The sequence below is a fragment of the Amycolatopsis sp. TNS106 genome (assembly GCF_019330265.1).
In the GTDB taxonomy this organism is placed as follows: domain Bacteria; phylum Actinomycetota; class Actinomycetes; order Mycobacteriales; family Pseudonocardiaceae; genus Amycolatopsis; species Amycolatopsis lurida.
The window spans coordinates 5,083,873-5,099,744 of the sequence record NZ_CP024972.1; the positions used below are offsets into that span (position 1 = coordinate 5,083,873).

17 protein-coding genes and 1 other RNA gene are annotated in these 15,872 nt (G+C 69.0%); 8 read left to right on the top strand and 10 right to left on the bottom strand.

What is annotated here, in order from left to right:
- Nucleotides 1-92 precede the first annotated feature (92 nt).
- A complete protein-coding gene (locus CVV72_RS22695) occupies nucleotides 93-302 on the top strand; it encodes a hypothetical protein (protein ID WP_034322109.1) in 210 nt (69 codons plus the stop codon).
- Nucleotides 299-1,057, top strand: a complete 759-nt coding sequence (locus tag CVV72_RS22700) for a hypothetical protein (protein ID WP_219145721.1) — start codon at nucleotides 299-301, stop codon at nucleotides 1,055-1,057. The genes CVV72_RS22695 and CVV72_RS22700 overlap by 4 nt, the downstream gene beginning before the upstream one ends.
- Nucleotides 1,058-1,084: 27 nt before the next feature.
- Here CVV72_RS22700 and hutI read toward each other — a convergent pair whose 3' ends face one another.
- From hutI to hutH, 5 genes are read right to left on the bottom strand one after another with little or no spacing between them, the layout of a single operon-like run.
- Nucleotides 1,085-2,251, bottom strand: a complete 1,167-nt coding sequence (hutI, locus tag CVV72_RS22705) for an imidazolonepropionase (RefSeq protein WP_219145722.1) — start codon at nucleotides 2,249-2,251, stop codon at nucleotides 1,085-1,087.
- The gene (locus CVV72_RS22710) at nucleotides 2,239-3,543 is read right to left on the bottom strand and encodes a formimidoylglutamate deiminase (protein WP_219145723.1); all 1,305 of its coding nucleotides are present in this window, start codon (nucleotides 3,541-3,543) and stop codon (nucleotides 2,239-2,241) included. Before CVV72_RS22710 ends, hutI begins: the two co-directional genes overlap by 13 nt.
- Entirely contained in the window at nucleotides 3,540-4,736 is a 1,197-nt protein-coding gene (locus tag CVV72_RS22715) for an allantoate amidohydrolase (RefSeq protein WP_219145724.1), read from the bottom strand. The genes CVV72_RS22710 and CVV72_RS22715 overlap by 4 nt, the downstream gene beginning before the upstream one ends.
- Nucleotides 4,733-6,385: a urocanate hydratase gene (hutU, locus tag CVV72_RS22720; protein ID WP_219145725.1), complete on the bottom strand. Its 1,653-nt coding sequence runs from the start codon at nucleotides 6,383-6,385 to the stop codon at nucleotides 4,733-4,735. Before hutU ends, CVV72_RS22715 begins: the two co-directional genes overlap by 4 nt.
- A gap of 4 nt (nucleotides 6,386-6,389) precedes the next feature.
- On the bottom strand, nucleotides 6,390-7,916 hold the full coding sequence (hutH, locus tag CVV72_RS22725; protein ID WP_219145726.1) for a histidine ammonia-lyase: 1,527 nt from the start codon (nucleotides 7,914-7,916) through the stop codon (nucleotides 6,390-6,392).
- A 338-nt stretch (nucleotides 7,917-8,254) separates the two neighbouring features.
- Here hutH and CVV72_RS22730 point away from each other — a divergent pair, with 338 nt between their 5' ends.
- Nucleotides 8,255-9,040, top strand: coding sequence for an IclR family transcriptional regulator (locus tag CVV72_RS22730; RefSeq protein WP_219145727.1), 786 nt, complete (start codon nucleotides 8,255-8,257; stop codon nucleotides 9,038-9,040).
- Here the strand turns inward: CVV72_RS22730 and CVV72_RS22735 are convergent.
- From CVV72_RS22735 to ssrA, 3 genes are all read right to left on the bottom strand, one after another.
- On the bottom strand, nucleotides 9,028-9,243 hold the full coding sequence (locus CVV72_RS22735) for a hypothetical protein (RefSeq protein WP_125680489.1): 216 nt from the start codon (nucleotides 9,241-9,243) through the stop codon (nucleotides 9,028-9,030). The two genes, CVV72_RS22730 and CVV72_RS22735, sit on opposite strands and share 13 nt — an antisense overlap.
- Before the next feature lie 135 nt (nucleotides 9,244-9,378).
- On the bottom strand, nucleotides 9,379-9,672 hold the full coding sequence (locus CVV72_RS22740; protein ID WP_219145728.1) for a hypothetical protein: 294 nt from the start codon (nucleotides 9,670-9,672) through the stop codon (nucleotides 9,379-9,381).
- Between the two features lie 50 nt (nucleotides 9,673-9,722).
- Nucleotides 9,723-10,095: a transfer-messenger RNA gene (gene ssrA / locus CVV72_RS22745) on the bottom strand.
- Nucleotides 10,096-10,250: 155 nt separating this feature from the next.
- On the opposite strand from ssrA, the gene CVV72_RS22750 reads away from it, so the two are divergent.
- From CVV72_RS22750 to CVV72_RS22770, 5 genes are all read left to right on the top strand, one after another.
- Entirely contained in the window at nucleotides 10,251-10,928 is a 678-nt protein-coding gene (locus tag CVV72_RS22750) for a sensor domain-containing protein (protein ID WP_219145729.1), read from the top strand.
- On the top strand, nucleotides 10,925-12,064 hold the full coding sequence (locus CVV72_RS22755; RefSeq protein ID WP_219145730.1) for a sensor histidine kinase: 1,140 nt from the start codon (nucleotides 10,925-10,927) through the stop codon (nucleotides 12,062-12,064). Before CVV72_RS22750 ends, CVV72_RS22755 begins: the two co-directional genes overlap by 4 nt.
- Nucleotides 12,065-12,116: 52 nt before the next feature.
- Nucleotides 12,117-12,758: a response regulator transcription factor gene (locus CVV72_RS22760; protein ID WP_219145731.1), complete on the top strand. Its 642-nt coding sequence runs from the start codon at nucleotides 12,117-12,119 to the stop codon at nucleotides 12,756-12,758.
- An 81-nt stretch (nucleotides 12,759-12,839) separates the two neighbouring features.
- Nucleotides 12,840-13,073, top strand: a complete 234-nt coding sequence (locus tag CVV72_RS22765) for a hypothetical protein (protein WP_034322139.1) — start codon at nucleotides 12,840-12,842, stop codon at nucleotides 13,071-13,073.
- A 93-nt stretch (nucleotides 13,074-13,166) separates the two neighbouring features.
- Nucleotides 13,167-14,492: an acyltransferase gene (locus tag CVV72_RS22770; RefSeq protein WP_219145732.1), complete on the top strand. Its 1,326-nt coding sequence runs from the start codon at nucleotides 13,167-13,169 to the stop codon at nucleotides 14,490-14,492.
- On the opposite strand, the gene CVV72_RS22775 is transcribed toward CVV72_RS22770, so the two are convergent.
- Both CVV72_RS22775 and smpB read right to left on the bottom strand, forming a co-directional pair.
- Nucleotides 14,482-15,378: an amidohydrolase family protein gene (locus CVV72_RS22775; protein ID WP_219145733.1), complete on the bottom strand. Its 897-nt coding sequence runs from the start codon at nucleotides 15,376-15,378 to the stop codon at nucleotides 14,482-14,484. The two genes, CVV72_RS22770 and CVV72_RS22775, sit on opposite strands and share 11 nt — an antisense overlap.
- A complete protein-coding gene (gene smpB / locus CVV72_RS22780; protein WP_034322147.1) occupies nucleotides 15,375-15,857 on the bottom strand; it encodes an SsrA-binding protein SmpB in 483 nt (160 codons plus the stop codon). Before smpB ends, CVV72_RS22775 begins: the two co-directional genes overlap by 4 nt.
- Between the last annotated feature and the right edge of the window lie 15 nt (nucleotides 15,858-15,872).

Sequence of the window (15,872 nt, forward strand, 5' to 3'; positions counted from 1 at the left end):
GTCAGGACGCTACAAGCCGTGACGAGCGGTCCGCCATGGACGAAAGTAAAGGTCCCCTGCTTCCCGCGTCCGATGAGGCATGATGATCGACCATGGCCGAGCGCACACTCACCGGTCAGCTAGGCGGTCCTGTTCCGGCAGGCATCGAAGCGCTGGCCGACCACGAGAAGCAGGACCTCTCCGACGCGCTGCGCGACGCGCGTCATCGCCAGGCCAAGGCATTGGCCGAAGCGGGCGAAGAGGGCCTGAAGTACGTACCCGCGCTGCTGCGCGGCACCGTTCGCAAGGTGGTGGGCCTGTGACCAGCGAAAACTTCGCGTCGCAGGCGGAGATCCTCAAACTTGCCCGCGTCCTCGGCACCACCCCGGAGCGGCTTTCGTATCTGGAGAAAGTGGACGCGGCCGAACTCCAGGCATTCCGCGAACAGGTGACGGACACGCTGTTCGACGCCAACCTCGCCGCGCTCGAGCGGATGGCGATGGCGAGCAAGCTCGTCCCGAGCCCGATCCTCGCGAAGATCGCCGAGAAGGTCTTCGGCCCGCTTCTGTGCGCGCGGATCGCCGGATTGGTGGACGTCTCCCGGGGCGTCGACGTCGCGAAACGGCTGAAGCCGCCCTTCCTCGCCGACGTCGCGGCCGAGCTGGACCCGCGCCGCGCGAGCGCGATCATCGCCAGGATCCCGCTCGACACCGTCGTCGCGGTCGCCGGCGAACTGGTGCGCCGCGAGGACTGGATCACCGTCGGCCGGTTCGTCGGCCATCTGCCCGATCCGACGGTGCGCCGGGCGCTGGCCGTCATCGGCGACGAGGCGCTGATCCGGATCGCGTTCGTCCTCGACGACAAGAGCCGGATCGATCACGTCCTCGGGCTGCTCCCCGAAGCCCGGTTCCGCGGCCTCCTCCAGGTCGCGGCCGCCGACGAGGACCTGTGGGCTCCGGTGCTCGACCTGCTCACCCACCTGAGCGAGAAGCGGGTAGAGCAGTGGTCCCATCTGCTCGGCGAGCTTCCGCCCGGCTTGCGTGAGCGCGTCGAGGAGACCCTCGGCCAAGCCTCCTGATCGCCGAGGGGGAGCAAGGGACCTTTGCTACCACTTTGCGGCGAAACCGCTGGTCAGACACCTCCCGCGCCGCCACACAGAGGCCGTCAACGGCACGCCGGGCCGGTACGCGAGGTGCGTCGTCGAAGGCGCCTCCAGCACGTGAAGATCGGCACGCGCCCCCGGCCGCACGAAGCCCACGTCGTCACGCCGCAGAGCGCGCGCGCCGCCCGCCGTCGCCGACCACACCGCCTCGTCGATCGTCATCCGCATCTGCAGCACCGCGGTCGCGACGCAGAACGCCATCGACGTCGTGTACGAGCTGCCCGGATTCGCGTTGCTGGCCAGCGAAACCGTCGCCCCCGCGTCGAGGAGCCGCCGCGCCGGCGCCAGCGGCTGCCGGGTCGAGAGGTCGCACGCCGGCAGCAAGGTCGCGACAGTGTCCGAAGCAGCGAGAGCCTCGACGTCCGCTTCGCTCAGGTACGTGCAGTGGTCGACACTCGCCGCACCCAGCTCGACGGCGAGCCGCACGCCCGGCCCCTCCCCCAGCTGGTTCCCGTGCACCCGCAGCCCGAGCCCGCGCTCCCGCGCCGCTTTCAGCACCCGGCCGGACTGCGCCTCGTCGAACGCACCGGTCTCGCAGAACACGTCCGCCCACCGCACGAGCGGTGCGACGGCGTCGAGCATGTCACCGCACACCAAGTCCACATACGACTCCGCGTCCGCGCCCGGTGGCACCAGATGCGCACCGAGGAACGTCACCTCGTCCGCCACCTCGGCGGCGATCCGCGCCGAACGCGCCTCGTCCGCGACGTTGAGCCCGTATCCGGTCTTCGTTTCCAGGCAGGTCGTGCCCTGCCTCGCCGCTTCGTCGACGTGACGCCGCAGATTCGCCGCCAGCTGCTCGTCGGAAGCCGACCGCGTCGCGTCGACGGTGACCGCGATCCCTCCGGCGCTGTACGCCTTACCGGCCATCCGCGCCTCGAACTCGGCCGTCCGGTCCCCGGCGAAGACCAGGTGCGTGTGACTGTCCACCCAGCCGGGCAGCACCGCGCGGCCCTCGACGTCGACTCGCTCGTCCGCGTCGGGCGCGTCCGCGGCCGCGCCGGCCCAGGCGATCCGTTCGCCCTCGACGACGACGGCCGCGTCGTGCAGCTTGCCCAACTCGGCGTCGTTCGTGGTGAGCTCGCCGATTCCCGTGATCAGGACTGCCACAATGCCTCGATCTCCTTGGCCAAGACCGTTTCCGGCCGGTCGATCAGCTGATGCACACCATCGCGGACGATCTCCCGCCCGGCGACGACCACGTCCCGGACGTCCGCCCCTGAAGCGGCGAAGACCACCCCGGACGGTTCGATCCCGGCGGTCCGCACCGAACCCAGGCCGACCGTCACCAGGTCCGCGCCCGCGCCCGGAGCCAGCCTGCCGACCTCGTCCCAGCCGACCGCGCCGTGATCCGTCGCCGCCGCGAGCAGTTCCTCCGCGGTGAACCGGCCGCGCTTCTCGCTGGCGAGCCGCTCGTTCAGTTCCAGCGCCCTGGTCTCCTCGAACGCGTCGACGACCGCGTTGCTGTCGCTGCCGAGCGACAATCGCACTCCCGCGTCCAGCAGTGTCCGCGCGGGGCCGATGCCGTCACCGAGATCCCGCTCGGTCGTCGGGCAGAAGCAGGCGCGGCTCTCCGCCTCGCCGAGCCATTTGATGTCGCCCGGGGTCAGGTGCGTCGCGTGCACCGCGGTGAGCCGCTCGGTGAGCACTCCGTTGTCCCAGAGCAGGCCGGTCGGAGTCCAGTGATAAGCCGCCACGCACTGTTCGTTCTCGGCCCGCTGCTCGGAAAGATGGATGTGCAGCGGCCGATCCTCGGGCGTTCCATTGTCCACTTCAGACAGTTGATCTTCGGGTACGGCACGCACGGAATGGATCGCGCCACCCACCCGGAACGTCTCGTCCTCCCGCAATTCGCCGGCTCGTTGCGCCCACTTCGTGGCCGTCCCATCGGAGAACCGCCGCTGGACTTCGTCGGGTTCGACGCCGATCCCGCCCGCGAGATAGCACGTGTCGAGCAACGTCAGCCGGATCCCGGCGTCTTTGGCCGCTTGACGCAGTGCCTCGCCCATCGCGTTCGGTTCGGCGTAAGGCTTTCCGCCCGGCGCGTGGTGCAGATAGTGGAACTCGCCGACGCTCGTGTACCCGGCCAGCACCATCTCCGCGTAAACCCCACGCGCCAGGCGATAGTACGAATCCGGATCCAGCCGGGACGCGAGCGAGTACATCCGCTCGCGCCACGTCCAGAAGGTCCCGCGATCGTGATGCGTCCGGCCACGCAGCGCACGGTGGAACGCGTGCGAGTGCCCGTTGGCGAACCCCGGCAGGGTGAGTCCATTGAGGACAGTACCCGCACGAGGCGCGCTCGCCGTCACCGAAGTGATCCGGCCGCCCTCGACTTCGATCCGGACGGCATCGGCGATCCCGTCCGGCAGCCAGGCACGTTCACACCAATATGTCGTCATGTCGACAGTTTCTCCAGGACGTCCGCGAGCGCGCGGGCACCATGGTCGACGTCCTCCGCCTCGGAGAACTCTTCCGGCGAATGGCTGATGCCGGTGGGATTGCGCACGTAGAGCATCCCGGACGGGACGAACCCGGCGAGGATCGCGGCGTCGTGCCCGGCACCGGTCGGCAGTTCCGGCGGCCCGCCCAGCCAGGTGCCCAGATCACGGCGCAACGCGTCGTCGAAGATCACGTCGTCGGAGTACGACTCCCTGGTGACCTCGACGCGGCAGCCTTCCTGCCTGGCCGCCTCTTCGGCCAGCTTCGCGATTTCGGCGACCAGCTCGGGCGTATCCGTACCCGGCACCCGCGCGTCCAGCCACAAGTCCACAGTGGACGCGATGACGTTGGTCCCGCCGGGAATCGGCACGAGCCTGCCCACGGTGGCCCTCGCGTCGGCGGTCGCCTTGGCCAGCTTCCGCACGGCGAGCACGGTCTCGGCCGCCGGGATCATCGGATCACGACGATCGCAGATCAGCGTCGCACCGGCGTGATTTCCCTGCCCCTGGAAGGAGAATCGCCATCGGCCGTGCGCGATCACCGTATTGCCGACGGCCACCGGCGAACCGAGATCGATCAGCCCGCGCCCCTGCTCGACGTGCAGTTCCAGGAACCGCCCGATCAGCCCGAGCCGCTCGGCGTCCCGGCCGACCCGCTCGGGATCGAGGCCCGATTTCGCCGCCGCCTCGGCGAACGTGACGCCGTCCGGGTCTCGCAGGCCCCGCGCCTTGTCCGCGTCGATGGTCCCGGTCAGCAGCCGGGAGCCGAGGCACGGCACGCCGAATCGGCCGCCTTCTTCCTCGGCGAAGACCACGACGGCGAACGGCTTCGCGGGGCGGAATCCCTTGGCCTGCAAGATCTCCACCGCGTCGAGCGCACTCGCGACACCGAGCGGGCCGTCGAAGGCGCCGCCGCCCGGCACCGAATCGAGGTGGCTCCCGGTGACGACCGCGTCCGGGCCCGGGGTGCCCCACCAGGCCCAGACGTTGCCGTTGCGGTCGGTCTCGACGCCCAGCCCCAGCCGCCCGGCGCGTTCGACGAACCACTCGCGCAGTTCGGTTTCGGCCGCGTCGAAGGCGTGGCGGGAGTAGCCGCCGCGCTTCGGGTCGCGGCCGACGTCCGAGATCTCCTCCAGCAGCGAGGACGCGCTCACTCGGCGTCCCGCATCGGCACGCGCACGCCACGCTCGTCGGCGACTTCGGCGGCGCGGTCGTAGCCGGCGTCGACGTGCCGGATGACACCCATGCCCGGGTCGTTGGTGAGCACACGTTCGAGTTTCTGCGCCGCCAGCAGGGTTCCGTCGGCCACGCTGACCTGGCCGGCGTGGATGGAGCGGCCCATGCCGACGCCGCCGCCGTGGTGGATCGACACCCAGCTGGCGCCCGACGAGGTGTTGACCAGCGCGTTCAGCAGCGGCCAGTCGGCGATCGCGTCGGAACCGTCGGCCATGCCCTCGGTCTCGCGGTACGGCGAGGCGACGCTGCCCGAGTCGAGGTGGTCGCGGCCGATGACGACCGGCGCCTTCAGCTCTCCGCTGGCGACCATCTCGTTGAACCGCAGGCCCGCGAGGTGCCGCTCGCCGTAGCCGAGCCAGCAGATCCGCGACGGAAGCCCCTGGAAGGCGACGCGTTCACCGGCGAGCCGGATCCAGCGCGCGAGGGACTCGTTCTCCGGGAACAGTTCCAGCATCGCGCGGTCGGTCGCCGCGATGTCCTCGGGGTCACCCGACAGCGCCGCCCAGCGGAACGGGCCGTTGCCCTCGCAGAACAGCGGGCGGATGTAGGCGGGCACGAATCCCGGGAAATCGAACGCGCGCTCGCAGCCGCCGAGTTTCGCCTCGCCGCGCAGGGAGTTGCCGTAGTCGAAGACCTCGGCGCCCTTGTCGAGGAAGCCGAGCATCGCCTCGACGTGCTCCGCCATCGACTCGCGGGCGCGCTCGGTGAACTCGTCGGGCTTCTTGTCCGCGTAGTCCTGCCACTCGTCGACGCCGATACCCTTGGGCAGGTAGGAAAGCGGGTCGTGCGCGGAGGTCTGGTCCGTGACGATGTCGACCTCGACACCACGGCGCAGCAGTTCGGGCAGCACGTCGGCGGCGTTGCCGACCACGCCGACGGACAGCGCGCGCTTCTCCTTCTTCGCGGCCTCCACCCGGCGGATCGCGTCGTCGAGGTCGTCGGCGACCTCGTCGAGGTAGCGGGTCTCGACGCGGCGGTGGGCGCGCTGCGGATCGCATTCGATGACCAGCGCGACGCCGTCGTTCATCGTGACGGCCAGCGGCTGCGCACCTCCCATCCCGCCGAGACCGGCGGTGACGGTGAGCGTGCCCTTGAGACTGCCGCCGAACCGCTTCTTCGCGACGGCGGCGAAGGTTTCGTACGTGCCCTGCAGAATTCCCTGCGTGCCGATGTATATCCAGGACCCCGCGGTCATCTGGCCGTACATCGTCAGGCCCTGTGCCTCCAGGCGGCGGAATTCCGGCCAGGTCGCCCAGTCGCCGACGAGGTTGGAGTTCGCGATGAGCACGCGCGGCGCCCATTCGTGCGTGCGGAACACGCCGACCGGCTTGCCGGACTGGACGAGCAGCGTCTCGTCCTGCTCCAAAGCGGTCAGTTCGCGGGTGATCGCGTCGAAGCTGGCCCAGTTGCGGGCGGCCTTGCCGGTGCCGCCGTAGACGACCAGGTCCTCCGGGCGCTCGGCGACCTCGGGGTCGAGGTTGTTGTGGAACATCCGCAGCGCGGCTTCGGTCTGCCAGTTCTTCGCGGTGAGCGTGGTGCCTCGGGCGGCACGGACCGTGCGGGTCATGGGCTCAGACCTCCAGTTGGGCCGCGGCGAGGACGGCACCCGACGCGACGAGTTCTTCGGCGGCGGCGATCTCCGGCGCCAGATGACGGTCGGGGCCGGGGCCCTCGACCTCGGTGCGGACGAGATCCCGGACCCGGCCGGTGACCGGCGACGGGACCAGGGGCGCGCGCATGTCGAGTGCCCGCGCGGCGGTGAGCAGTTCGATGGCGAGGACGGTGTTGAGGCCCTCGACGGCCTTGCGAAGCTTGCGCGCGGCGGACCAGCCCATGGAGACGTGGTCCTCCTGCATGGCGCTGCTCGGGATCGAATCGACCGACGCCGGCACCGCGAGCCGCTTCAACTCGCTGACCACGGCCGCCTGCGTGTACTGGGCGATCATGTGGCCGGAATCGACGCCGGGATCGAACGCGAGGAACGGCGGCAGGCCGTGCGAGCGGGCCTTGTCGAGCATGCGGTCCGTGCGGCGCTCGGCGATGCTCGCGACGTCCGCGAGCGGGATGGCGAGGAAGTCGAGCACGTACGCGACCGGGGCGCCGTGGAAGTTGCCGTTCGACTCGACGCGGCCGTCGGACAGCACGACCGGGTTGTCGACCGCCGAGTGAAGCTCACGCTCGGCGACGAGTTCGGCGTGCGTGAGGCTGTCGCGGGCGCCGCCGTGCACCTGAGGCGCGCAGCGGAGGGAGTACGCGTCCTGGACGCGGTTGCAGTCGGGGCCGCGGTGGCTCTCGACGATCTTCGAGTCCTGAAGCGCCGTCCACATGCGTTGGGCGCTGAGCGCCTGGCCCGGGTGCGGGCGGAGCGCCTGGAGATCGGCCGCGAAGGCGCGGTCGGTGCCGAGGAGCGCTTCGACGCTCATCGCCGCGGTGATGTCGGCTGTGTCGAGAAGCTTCCGAAGGTCGGCCGCGGCGAGCAGGAGCATGCCGAGCATGCCGTCGGTCCCGTTCGTGAGGGCGAGACCTTCCTTCTCCGCGAGAACGACCGGCTCGATCCCAGCGTGCTTCAGCGCTACGCCGGCCGGGACGACTTCGCCGTTGTACTCGACTTCGCCCTCTCCCATCAGCGCGAGCGCGACAGCGGCGAGGGGCGCGAGGTCACCGGAGCAGCCAAGCGAGCCGTACTCGTGAACAAGCGGGGTGATCCCGGCGTTGAGCAAGGCCGCAAGCGCTTGCGCGGTCTGCGGCCGGATGCCGGTGTACCCGCTGGCGAGGGTGCGGAGCCGCAGCAGCATCAGCGCGCGCACGACCTCGGTCTCCACGACCGGGCCCGCGCCCGCCGCATGCGACCGGATCAGCGACCGCTGGAGCGCGGTACGGCTCTCGAGCGGGATGTGCCTGGTGGCGAGCGCACCGAAGCCCGTCGAAACGCCGTACGTCGGCGTCTCGGCGTGCGCGAGGTTATCGATGTGCTGCCGCGTCGCGGCGAGGTTCTTCTCGGCCGCTTCGCTGACCGCGACGGGCGAGTGGTCACGGGCGACCGCGACGACCTGTTCGGGCCGAAGCGGTTCGGAGCCCAGAAGTACGGTTTCCGGCATAGCCCCATTGGACAACGCCATGCCCGCTGGTGGGCGGCCCCAACCGGTGGTTGTGTCTGGTATCCAAGACACGTGCGGTGGGAGCAAGGGACCTTTGCTACCGCGGCGGCGGAGGGTGTGTGGAAATAGAGACGTTGAGTGTCCCTATTCCCACACACCCCGTACTCCGCGTAGCGATGCGTACCGACCGTGTGGATTTCGGTGCGTTGGATGACCCGAAATCCACACGGTCACCTGCGGAAGAGAGCAAGGGACCTTTGCTACCGCTTCTCTCGACGTCGAGAGAAGCGGTAGCAAAGGTCCCTTGCTCCCCCGGCGAAGCGAAACAGGAGGTCGGCATGGGTGAGAGCAGTGAGGTCCCGGCTCTGCGACGCGGCCTCGGCATCCTTCGCGCCCTCGCCGCGCGGCCGGGTCCGGTGTCGGCGGCCGCGATCGCGCGCGAACTCGGCCTCCCGCGTTCGACGACGTATCACCTGCTCGCCGAATTGGAGGCCGCCGGTTTCGTGACGCATTTGCCCGACGAGCGCCGCTACGGCCTCGGTATCGCCGCGTTCGAGCTCGGCTCGGCTTACCTGCGGCACGACCCGCTGGAGCGGCTCGCACTCCCGCTGCTGCGCAAACTCGCCGACCGCGTCGGCCACACCGCGCATCTGGGCGTGCTTCACGGCAACGAGTCGCTCTATCTCGTCAAAGAGCGTCCCACCCGCCCGGAAACCCTGGTGACCGAGGTCGGCGTCCGGCTGCCTGGCCAGCTCACGGCCTCGGGCAGGGCGATGCTCCGGCATCTGCCGTCACCGCACGTCCGCGCGCTCTTCCCGAACGCGTCGGCGTTCGTCCTGCGCACCGGTCGCGGCCCGCGCACTCTCGCCGAACTGCGCCGAACGCTGAACGAGGAGGGCAGGCTCGGCTGGGCGGTCGAAGACGGTCACGTCACCGAAGGATTCGCCTCGGTGGCCTGCCCTGTCTTCGACCACGGCGGCCGGCCGATGGCCGCGATCAGCGTGACCCTCCGCCACCTCTGCCCGGGAGCCGAGGGGTGCGAGGAGACTTGGCCGGACCTCGCCGAGGAAGTCCGCCTGACCGCGGCCGAACTGACCACCCGGATCGGGGGTCAGATGCGCTGAGCGTGCTTCTTCTGGACTCCCTCGAGCCCGAGCATCGCCAGCAGTTCAGCACAATCGAGGGCGTCCGAAGCGTGCCCTGCGACGGTTCGTGCGGCTCGGCCGTTCTGCAGCGTGAGGCGGACTTCTTCCTCCGCTCGCACACCGGCCATCCGGCTCTGGTCTTCAGCGGGGTCGGGACGACTGGAATGCCTAGCCCAGGTCATCTGCCACCTTCTTCCGGCCCTCCGGCGACACGGGGTCGTTTCGAAAGAGGGCCATGGTCGGACACTCAGCATGACATCCCTCCCCTCGGCAGTTCCCGGCGCGGGTGAATTGAGACAAAAACGATCTAGATTTCGCTACTCTGCGTGATTCAAGAAAGACTCGAGCCGGGCATTGAACGGCGCACCCGTGTCGGGCAGCAAATGCTCCATCCCCGTCACCACGTCGCGGTCGGCACCGGTCTTGGGCGCGATCGCGTCGGCGATGATCTCGTACTCCGGACGATGGTCACCGGTGATCACGAGCATCGGGAAATCCGCCGAGGCCAACGCGTCTCCCGGCGGCCGCATCCCGACCAGTGCGCGGGCACCCCGCCGCAGCGTCTCCGGCACCGGATCGGGAATGGCAACCCCTGCCACCCCGGCCGACACGCAAAAAAGAAGCGGCCCCACCCCCTCAGGGGCAGGGCCGCTCCGTCGACCAGTGGAGGTGCCGGGAATTGAACCCGGGTCCTCTGGCGCATCACCAGGGCTTCTCCGTGCGCAGTCCGCTATGTCTCTACTTGGCCCCTTCAGTCACGCGAACAAGCTGAAGTGACGAGCCCAGCCACTGTTTGGTTCCCAACCACACCCCGTAGCCGAGTGTGGCGGTAAGCCTCCTAGCTGATGCCGGTGACCGGGTCGGAGGCGACCCCGGACCGACAGAGTTGCTCTACTGCTTAGGCAGCAAGAGCGAACTCGCGCTGGCTCTTAGGCTCGGCGCTTATTGGTTTGCGATGACGCTTACGGTGGTCTCTCGCCTGCACCGGCACGCTTCTCCTGATTCAACGACCAAAGTCGAAACCGTTCACCCCCTTGGTGGGATACAACCTGTACATCATAACTCGGACGGCAACCGGGTTATTCCCGCAGGTGGGGCTAGCCCCACCTGGGAGATGCCCGTGGGCACCATGTCAGCGAGCACGCGCGAGCGCGATGCTGGACTCCTCACACCAGAGAGGAGCACGACCATGAGCTCGCTAGCGGCCGAGCGGGAGCTGAGCAGGTCCGATCCGTCGTTCGGCGGCTCGCTGGTCTACCTGCTGATGAACCTGCCGATGGGCATCTTGGCGTTCGCGCTGCTGGTGTCCTTCATCTCGGCGGGCGTCGGCACGGCGGTCGTCTGGATCGGTCTGCCACTCCTCGCACTGGTGATCCTGACGGTCCGCGGCGCGGCCCGGATGGAGCGCGCCCGGGTGTACGCGCTGCTCGACCGCTACATCGACCTGCCGTATCTCCCGCTGCCCGTCGCCGGCCAGTCCGTGCGCTGGAAGGCACGACTGAAGGACGGTTCGACCTGGCGCGACCTCGCCTACTTCTTCCTGCTCTTCCCGCTCGGGATCATCGAGTTCGTCCTGGTCACGGTGTTCTGGGCGACCAGCCTCGGCCTCGCCGGCCTGCCGATCCACTACCGCTTCCTGCCCGGCGGCGAGTACCGCTTCCCGACCTGGGAAAACGCGTGGTTCACCGTCGATTCGACGGTCTCGGCGCTGCCTTGGGCGGCGCTCGGGGTCCTCTGCATCGCGCTGTCGGTAGCGTTGACGAAGGCGCTGGCCGGGATGCACGCCCGGCTGGCGACGGCGCTGCTCGGGCCGACCCACGCCCAGCGCCGCCGTCTGGAGGATTCATGGGGCGAGGTTCACGGATGACGATCGACCAGCAGGTACCGCAGGTGGGGATTCCGCGGCCGCGACCGTTGAGGTCGATCGTCTACATGATCGTCAGCTTCGTGTTCCGGCTCCTCCAGTTCGTTCTCATCGTCACCGGTCTGGCGGTCGGCATCGCGACGGCGGTGGTGTGGATCGGTTTCCCGATCCTCATGGCCACGACCAACTTCATCCGCTGGTCCGCCGACCGCGAGCGGGGGTGGGCGCGCACGATGCTCGAGACTCCCCTGGAGCCGGTCGAGCGTCTGCCGGTCGAAGGGCTTCCGCTGATCAAGCGCTGGCTGACCCGCTTGACCGACGCGACGACGTGGCGCGACCTCGCCTACCTGATGGTGGCGTTCCCGCTGGCGTGCCTGGAACTTCCGATCGCGATCGCGTCGATCGTGCTGCTGCCGATGGCGATCTGGGTGACCCCGTGGGTCGGGTGGCTGCACGGCAACCTGGCGTACTCGCTGCTCGGCCCGAACCGCGCCGCGAAACTGGAGCAGAAGGCCGAACGGCTGCAGGCGTCGCGGGCTCGCGGTGTCGACGCCGCCGAGGCCGAGCGCCGCCGCATCGAGCGGGACCTGCACGACGGTGCCCAGCAGCGCCTGGTCGCCGTCGCGATGAGCCTCGGCCGCGCGAAGTCGAAGTTCGACCAGGACCCGGACGCGGTACGCGAACTGATCGACGAGGCGCACCTCGACGCCAAGCTCGCGGTGTCGGAACTGCGCGATCTCGCCCGCGGGATCTACCCGGCCGTGCTCGGCGACCGCGGTCTCGACGCCGCCTTGTCCGCGCAGGCCGCGAAATCGCCGATCCACGTCGATGTCGAGGTGGACGTCGAACCGCGGCCCCCCGCCGCGGTCGAGACGACGGCCTACTTCATCGTCGGCGAGACGCTGACGAACATCGCGAAGCACTCGGGAGCGACCGAAGCGGGTGTGAAGGTGTGGCGCACCGACTCGATGGTCATCGTCGAGATCACCGACAACGGGCACGGTGGCGCCGAAGTCCGGCCTGGTGGCGGGCTCGCCGGGCTCGCCGACCGCGCGGCCACGATCGACGGCGTGATCACCGTCGTCAGCCCGCCGGGTGGCCCGACGGTGATTCGCGCGGACCTGCCGTGTCAATGGTGACCCGCTCGTGAGTGAATAGGCTCTGCCATTCACTCACGACGCTGGGGGCAGCATGCGGGTTGTCATCGCCGAAGACGCGGTTCTGTTGCGCGCGGGGGTGATCCGCCTCCTCGCCGACGAGGACATCGAGACCGTCGCGGCCGTGGACAACGGTGACGACCTGCTGGTCGCGGTCAAGGAGCACCGGCCGGACCTCGCGATCGTCGACGTACGGATGCCGCCCACCTTCACCGACGAGGGTCTGCGCGCCGCACTGGGCGCTCGCGAAGTCATCCCGGGCCTGCCGGTTCTCGTGCTTTCCCAGTACGTCGAGGAAAGTTACGCCGTCGAGCTCCTGTCCGGCGGCGCTGGCGGAGTCGGTTACCTGCTCAAGGAACGCGTCGCCGACGTCGGCGACTTCCTCGACGCGGTCAAACGTGTCGCCGGCGGTGGCACGGCCATCGACCCGGACGTCATCGCGCAGCTGATGGCGCGGGGCCGCAAGAACCCGCTCGACGCGCTCACCGCCCGCGAATCCGAGGTGCTGGGACTGATGGCGCAGGGGCTGTCGAACACCGCGATCGCGAACTCGCTCGTCGTCTCGCACGGCGCGGTCGAGAAGCACATCGGCAACATCTTCGCCAAGCTCGGCCTCGAAGCGAGTTCGGTGGAACACCGCCGGGTCCGCGCGGTACTGACTTACTTAGGACGCTGAAGTAGCTCTTGGTGGCGAAGCCGTCACTCACCTAACATGGGCAGACTGTAGGTGGGTGACGCGCCGAACCGAGGAGGACCCATGACCGACAGGCCCTCCCACAGCGCCCGCTTCTTCGGCGGCCCTCTCGACGGACGCGTCCAGGAACTCGGTGACACCGAACCGGTCGCGGGCACCGTCCTCAAACACGTCCATCTGCACGACGGCCCGAAGATCGAGACCCGCTACGAACTCGGCCTCGCCGAGGACGACTGCTGGGAATTCCGGCTCTGCCCCGCCCCGCTCCCGGAGCCCGAGACCGACGGCGTGGGGTAGGGAAAACTCCACCTTCCGAGGGCGAAAACAGGAAGACCGATACGGCGGCCCGCACCGCTGTTTTCGCGACCCCGAAGCACCAGGCTCTTTTCCATGCACACGAGCCAGAAACAGGGCCGGGACAGGTTCCTGGACATCGTCCGAGCGGTCGCGATCCTCGCGGTCGTCGTTCAGCACTGGGGAATGCCGGTGCTCTCGTACGCCGACGGCCATCTCTCGACCGGCAACGCCCTCGCGACGCCCGGCTGGTGGGTCATCACCTGGCTCAGCCAGGTCATGCCGCTCGTCTTCTTCGCCGGCGGCGCGGCGAACCTGATCTCGTTGAGCCGCGCGGAAAGTTCCCGTTCCTGGCTCGCGGCCCGGCTCAAGCGGCTGATGATCCCGGTGCTGCCGCTGGTGGCCGTGTGGCTGTTCGTCCCGGACATCCTGCGCGGCATGGGCATTCCGGAGCAGCCGCTGCAGGTCGGTGGAGCGATCGCCGCGCAGCTGCTGTGGTTCCTGGCCGTGTACGTGCTCACCGTGCTGCTCACCCCGCTGATGGCCGCGGCACACCGGCGCTGGGGCCTCAAGGTCCCGCTCGTGATGCTCGCCGCCGCCGTCCTCGTCGACGTCGCCCGCTTCAACGACCTCGGCCTGATCGGTTTCGCGAACGCGATCTTCGTTTGGATGGCCGTGCACCAGCTCGGTTTCCACTACACGCAGGGCCGTCTCGGCTCGCTGAGCCGCAACGCCGCGCTGGGCATGGCGAGTATCGGGTTCGGCGTCACCGCGCTGATGGTCGCGTTCGGCCCGTACCCCGCGAGCATGATCGGCATGCCGGGCGCCCCGGTGTCGAACATGAGCCCGCCGACCGTCCTGCTGGCCTTCCTCGCGATCGGCCAGATCGGGCTCCTGCTGGCCTTCAAACCGCAGCTGAACGCCATGGCCACGCGGCCGTCGCTCGACGCCGCCCTGAAGTGGATCGGCCCGCGGTTCATGAGCGTCTACCTGTGGCACATGCCGGCGCTGATCGTCGTCTCCGGTGTCGCGGTCTACGGCCTCGGCTACGAAACCCCCGAACCGGGTTCCGTGCTGTGGCTGACGATGCTCCCGGCCTGGCTCGGCGCCTGCGGGCTGGTGCTCTTCGGACTGCTGCGGATGTTCGCCCGGTTCGAAACGCAGAATTCCGGCCCCGCGTCGACCGCCCACACACCTCAGCTGGTGGTGGCCGGGCTGGCGATCGCGGGCGGCCTGCTCGGGCTGGCCGCGCACGGTTTCGCCCCGCTGAGCGACGGCCTCGCCCAGGGTCCGGCGCCGTGGGTGGCGCTGGCGACGGGCGGCTTCCTCCTGGCCGGCAAGCAAATCCAGGTTTCGGAGCTGGGAACGCGGTTGCTCGGCCGCGCCGTCTCGGTCACCGAGGTGGCACAGCTCAAACGCTGAGCAGTTTCGCGGGAGTGTCGTGCAGCACCGCCCGCAGGAACGGCTCTCCCAGGCGATCGTCGGCTGCCCAGCCGGCGATCGCCTGCAGCTGTGTGGCGTACGAGTACGGGATGTTGGGGAAATCGGTACCGAGCACCACGCGATCGGGGAACTCGGCCAGCAGATCCGTCCAGTCCGGCGGGAGCGGATTGCCGCGCGCGGTGAACTCCACCCCGACCATCGTGGTGTCGAGGTACACCCGCGGATACTTCCTGGCCAGCGCGAACGCGAAATCGATCTCCGGCATGCCGGCGTGCGCGAGCACCAGCGTCAGGCTGGGATGCCGGACCAGGATCTCCTCGAACAGCCGTAGCCCGGTGTAGGCGCCCTTCAACGGACCGTGTCCACAGTGGACGACCACGGGGACACCCGCGTCCGCCAGGGCGCCCCAGACGCCGTCCAGCAGCTCGTCACGCGGGTCGTAGGCGCCGACCTGGACGTGCGCCTTGAAACAGCGGGCGCCCGCGCGCAGCGCACCGTCCACAACGGACAGCGCGCCGGGCTCCGGATAGAACGTGCCGGTCGGCACCGCCTCCGGAACACGTTCCGCGAACTCCAGCGCCCACGAGGTCAGCCATTCGGCCATTCCGGGCTTGTGCGGATAGACCAACGGCGCGAACTTGCGCACACCGAACGAGCGCAGGGTTTCGATGCGCTCTTCTTCCGGCGTGCGGTAGTGCACGGGCCAGGCCATGCCGTAGTGCTCTTCGGCCTGGTCGAAGTAGGCCCACACCTTGTCCATGACCTGCTTCGGCAGGAAGTGCAGGTGAAGGTCCACGAGCCCGTCGATGCCGAGCGCCGAGATCCAGCCAGGGATCTCGGCGTCCGACGCGGGCCCGTGGATCAATCGTTGTACCGGCCCTTCAACGCCCGGCCCATGGCCCGGCTGATGGTGCGATCCGCGTCCCGCTTGGCGATGTCCTGCCGCTTGTCGTAGGACTTCTTGCCCTTCGCCAGCGCGATCTCGACCTTGACCTTGCCGTCCTTGAAGTACATCGACAACGGGACCAGCGAAAGGCCGCTCTCCTTGGTCTTGCCGATGAGCTTCTCGATCTCCTGGCGGTGCAGCAGCAGTTTCCGGGTGCGCCGCGGCGTGTGGTTCGTCCACGTGCCCTGCACGTACTCCGGGATGTGCACGTTCCGCAGCCAGACCTCGCCGTCGTCCACCGTGGCGAACGCGTCGGCCAGCGATGCCCGTCCTTCACGCAGGCTCTTCACCTCGGTACCGACGAGCACGAGACCGGCTTCGTAGGTATCGAGGATGGAGTAATCGTGGCGAGCCTTGCGGTTCGACACGATCACCTTGTGTCCACGTTCCTTGGGCATAGCGGCGACTCTACG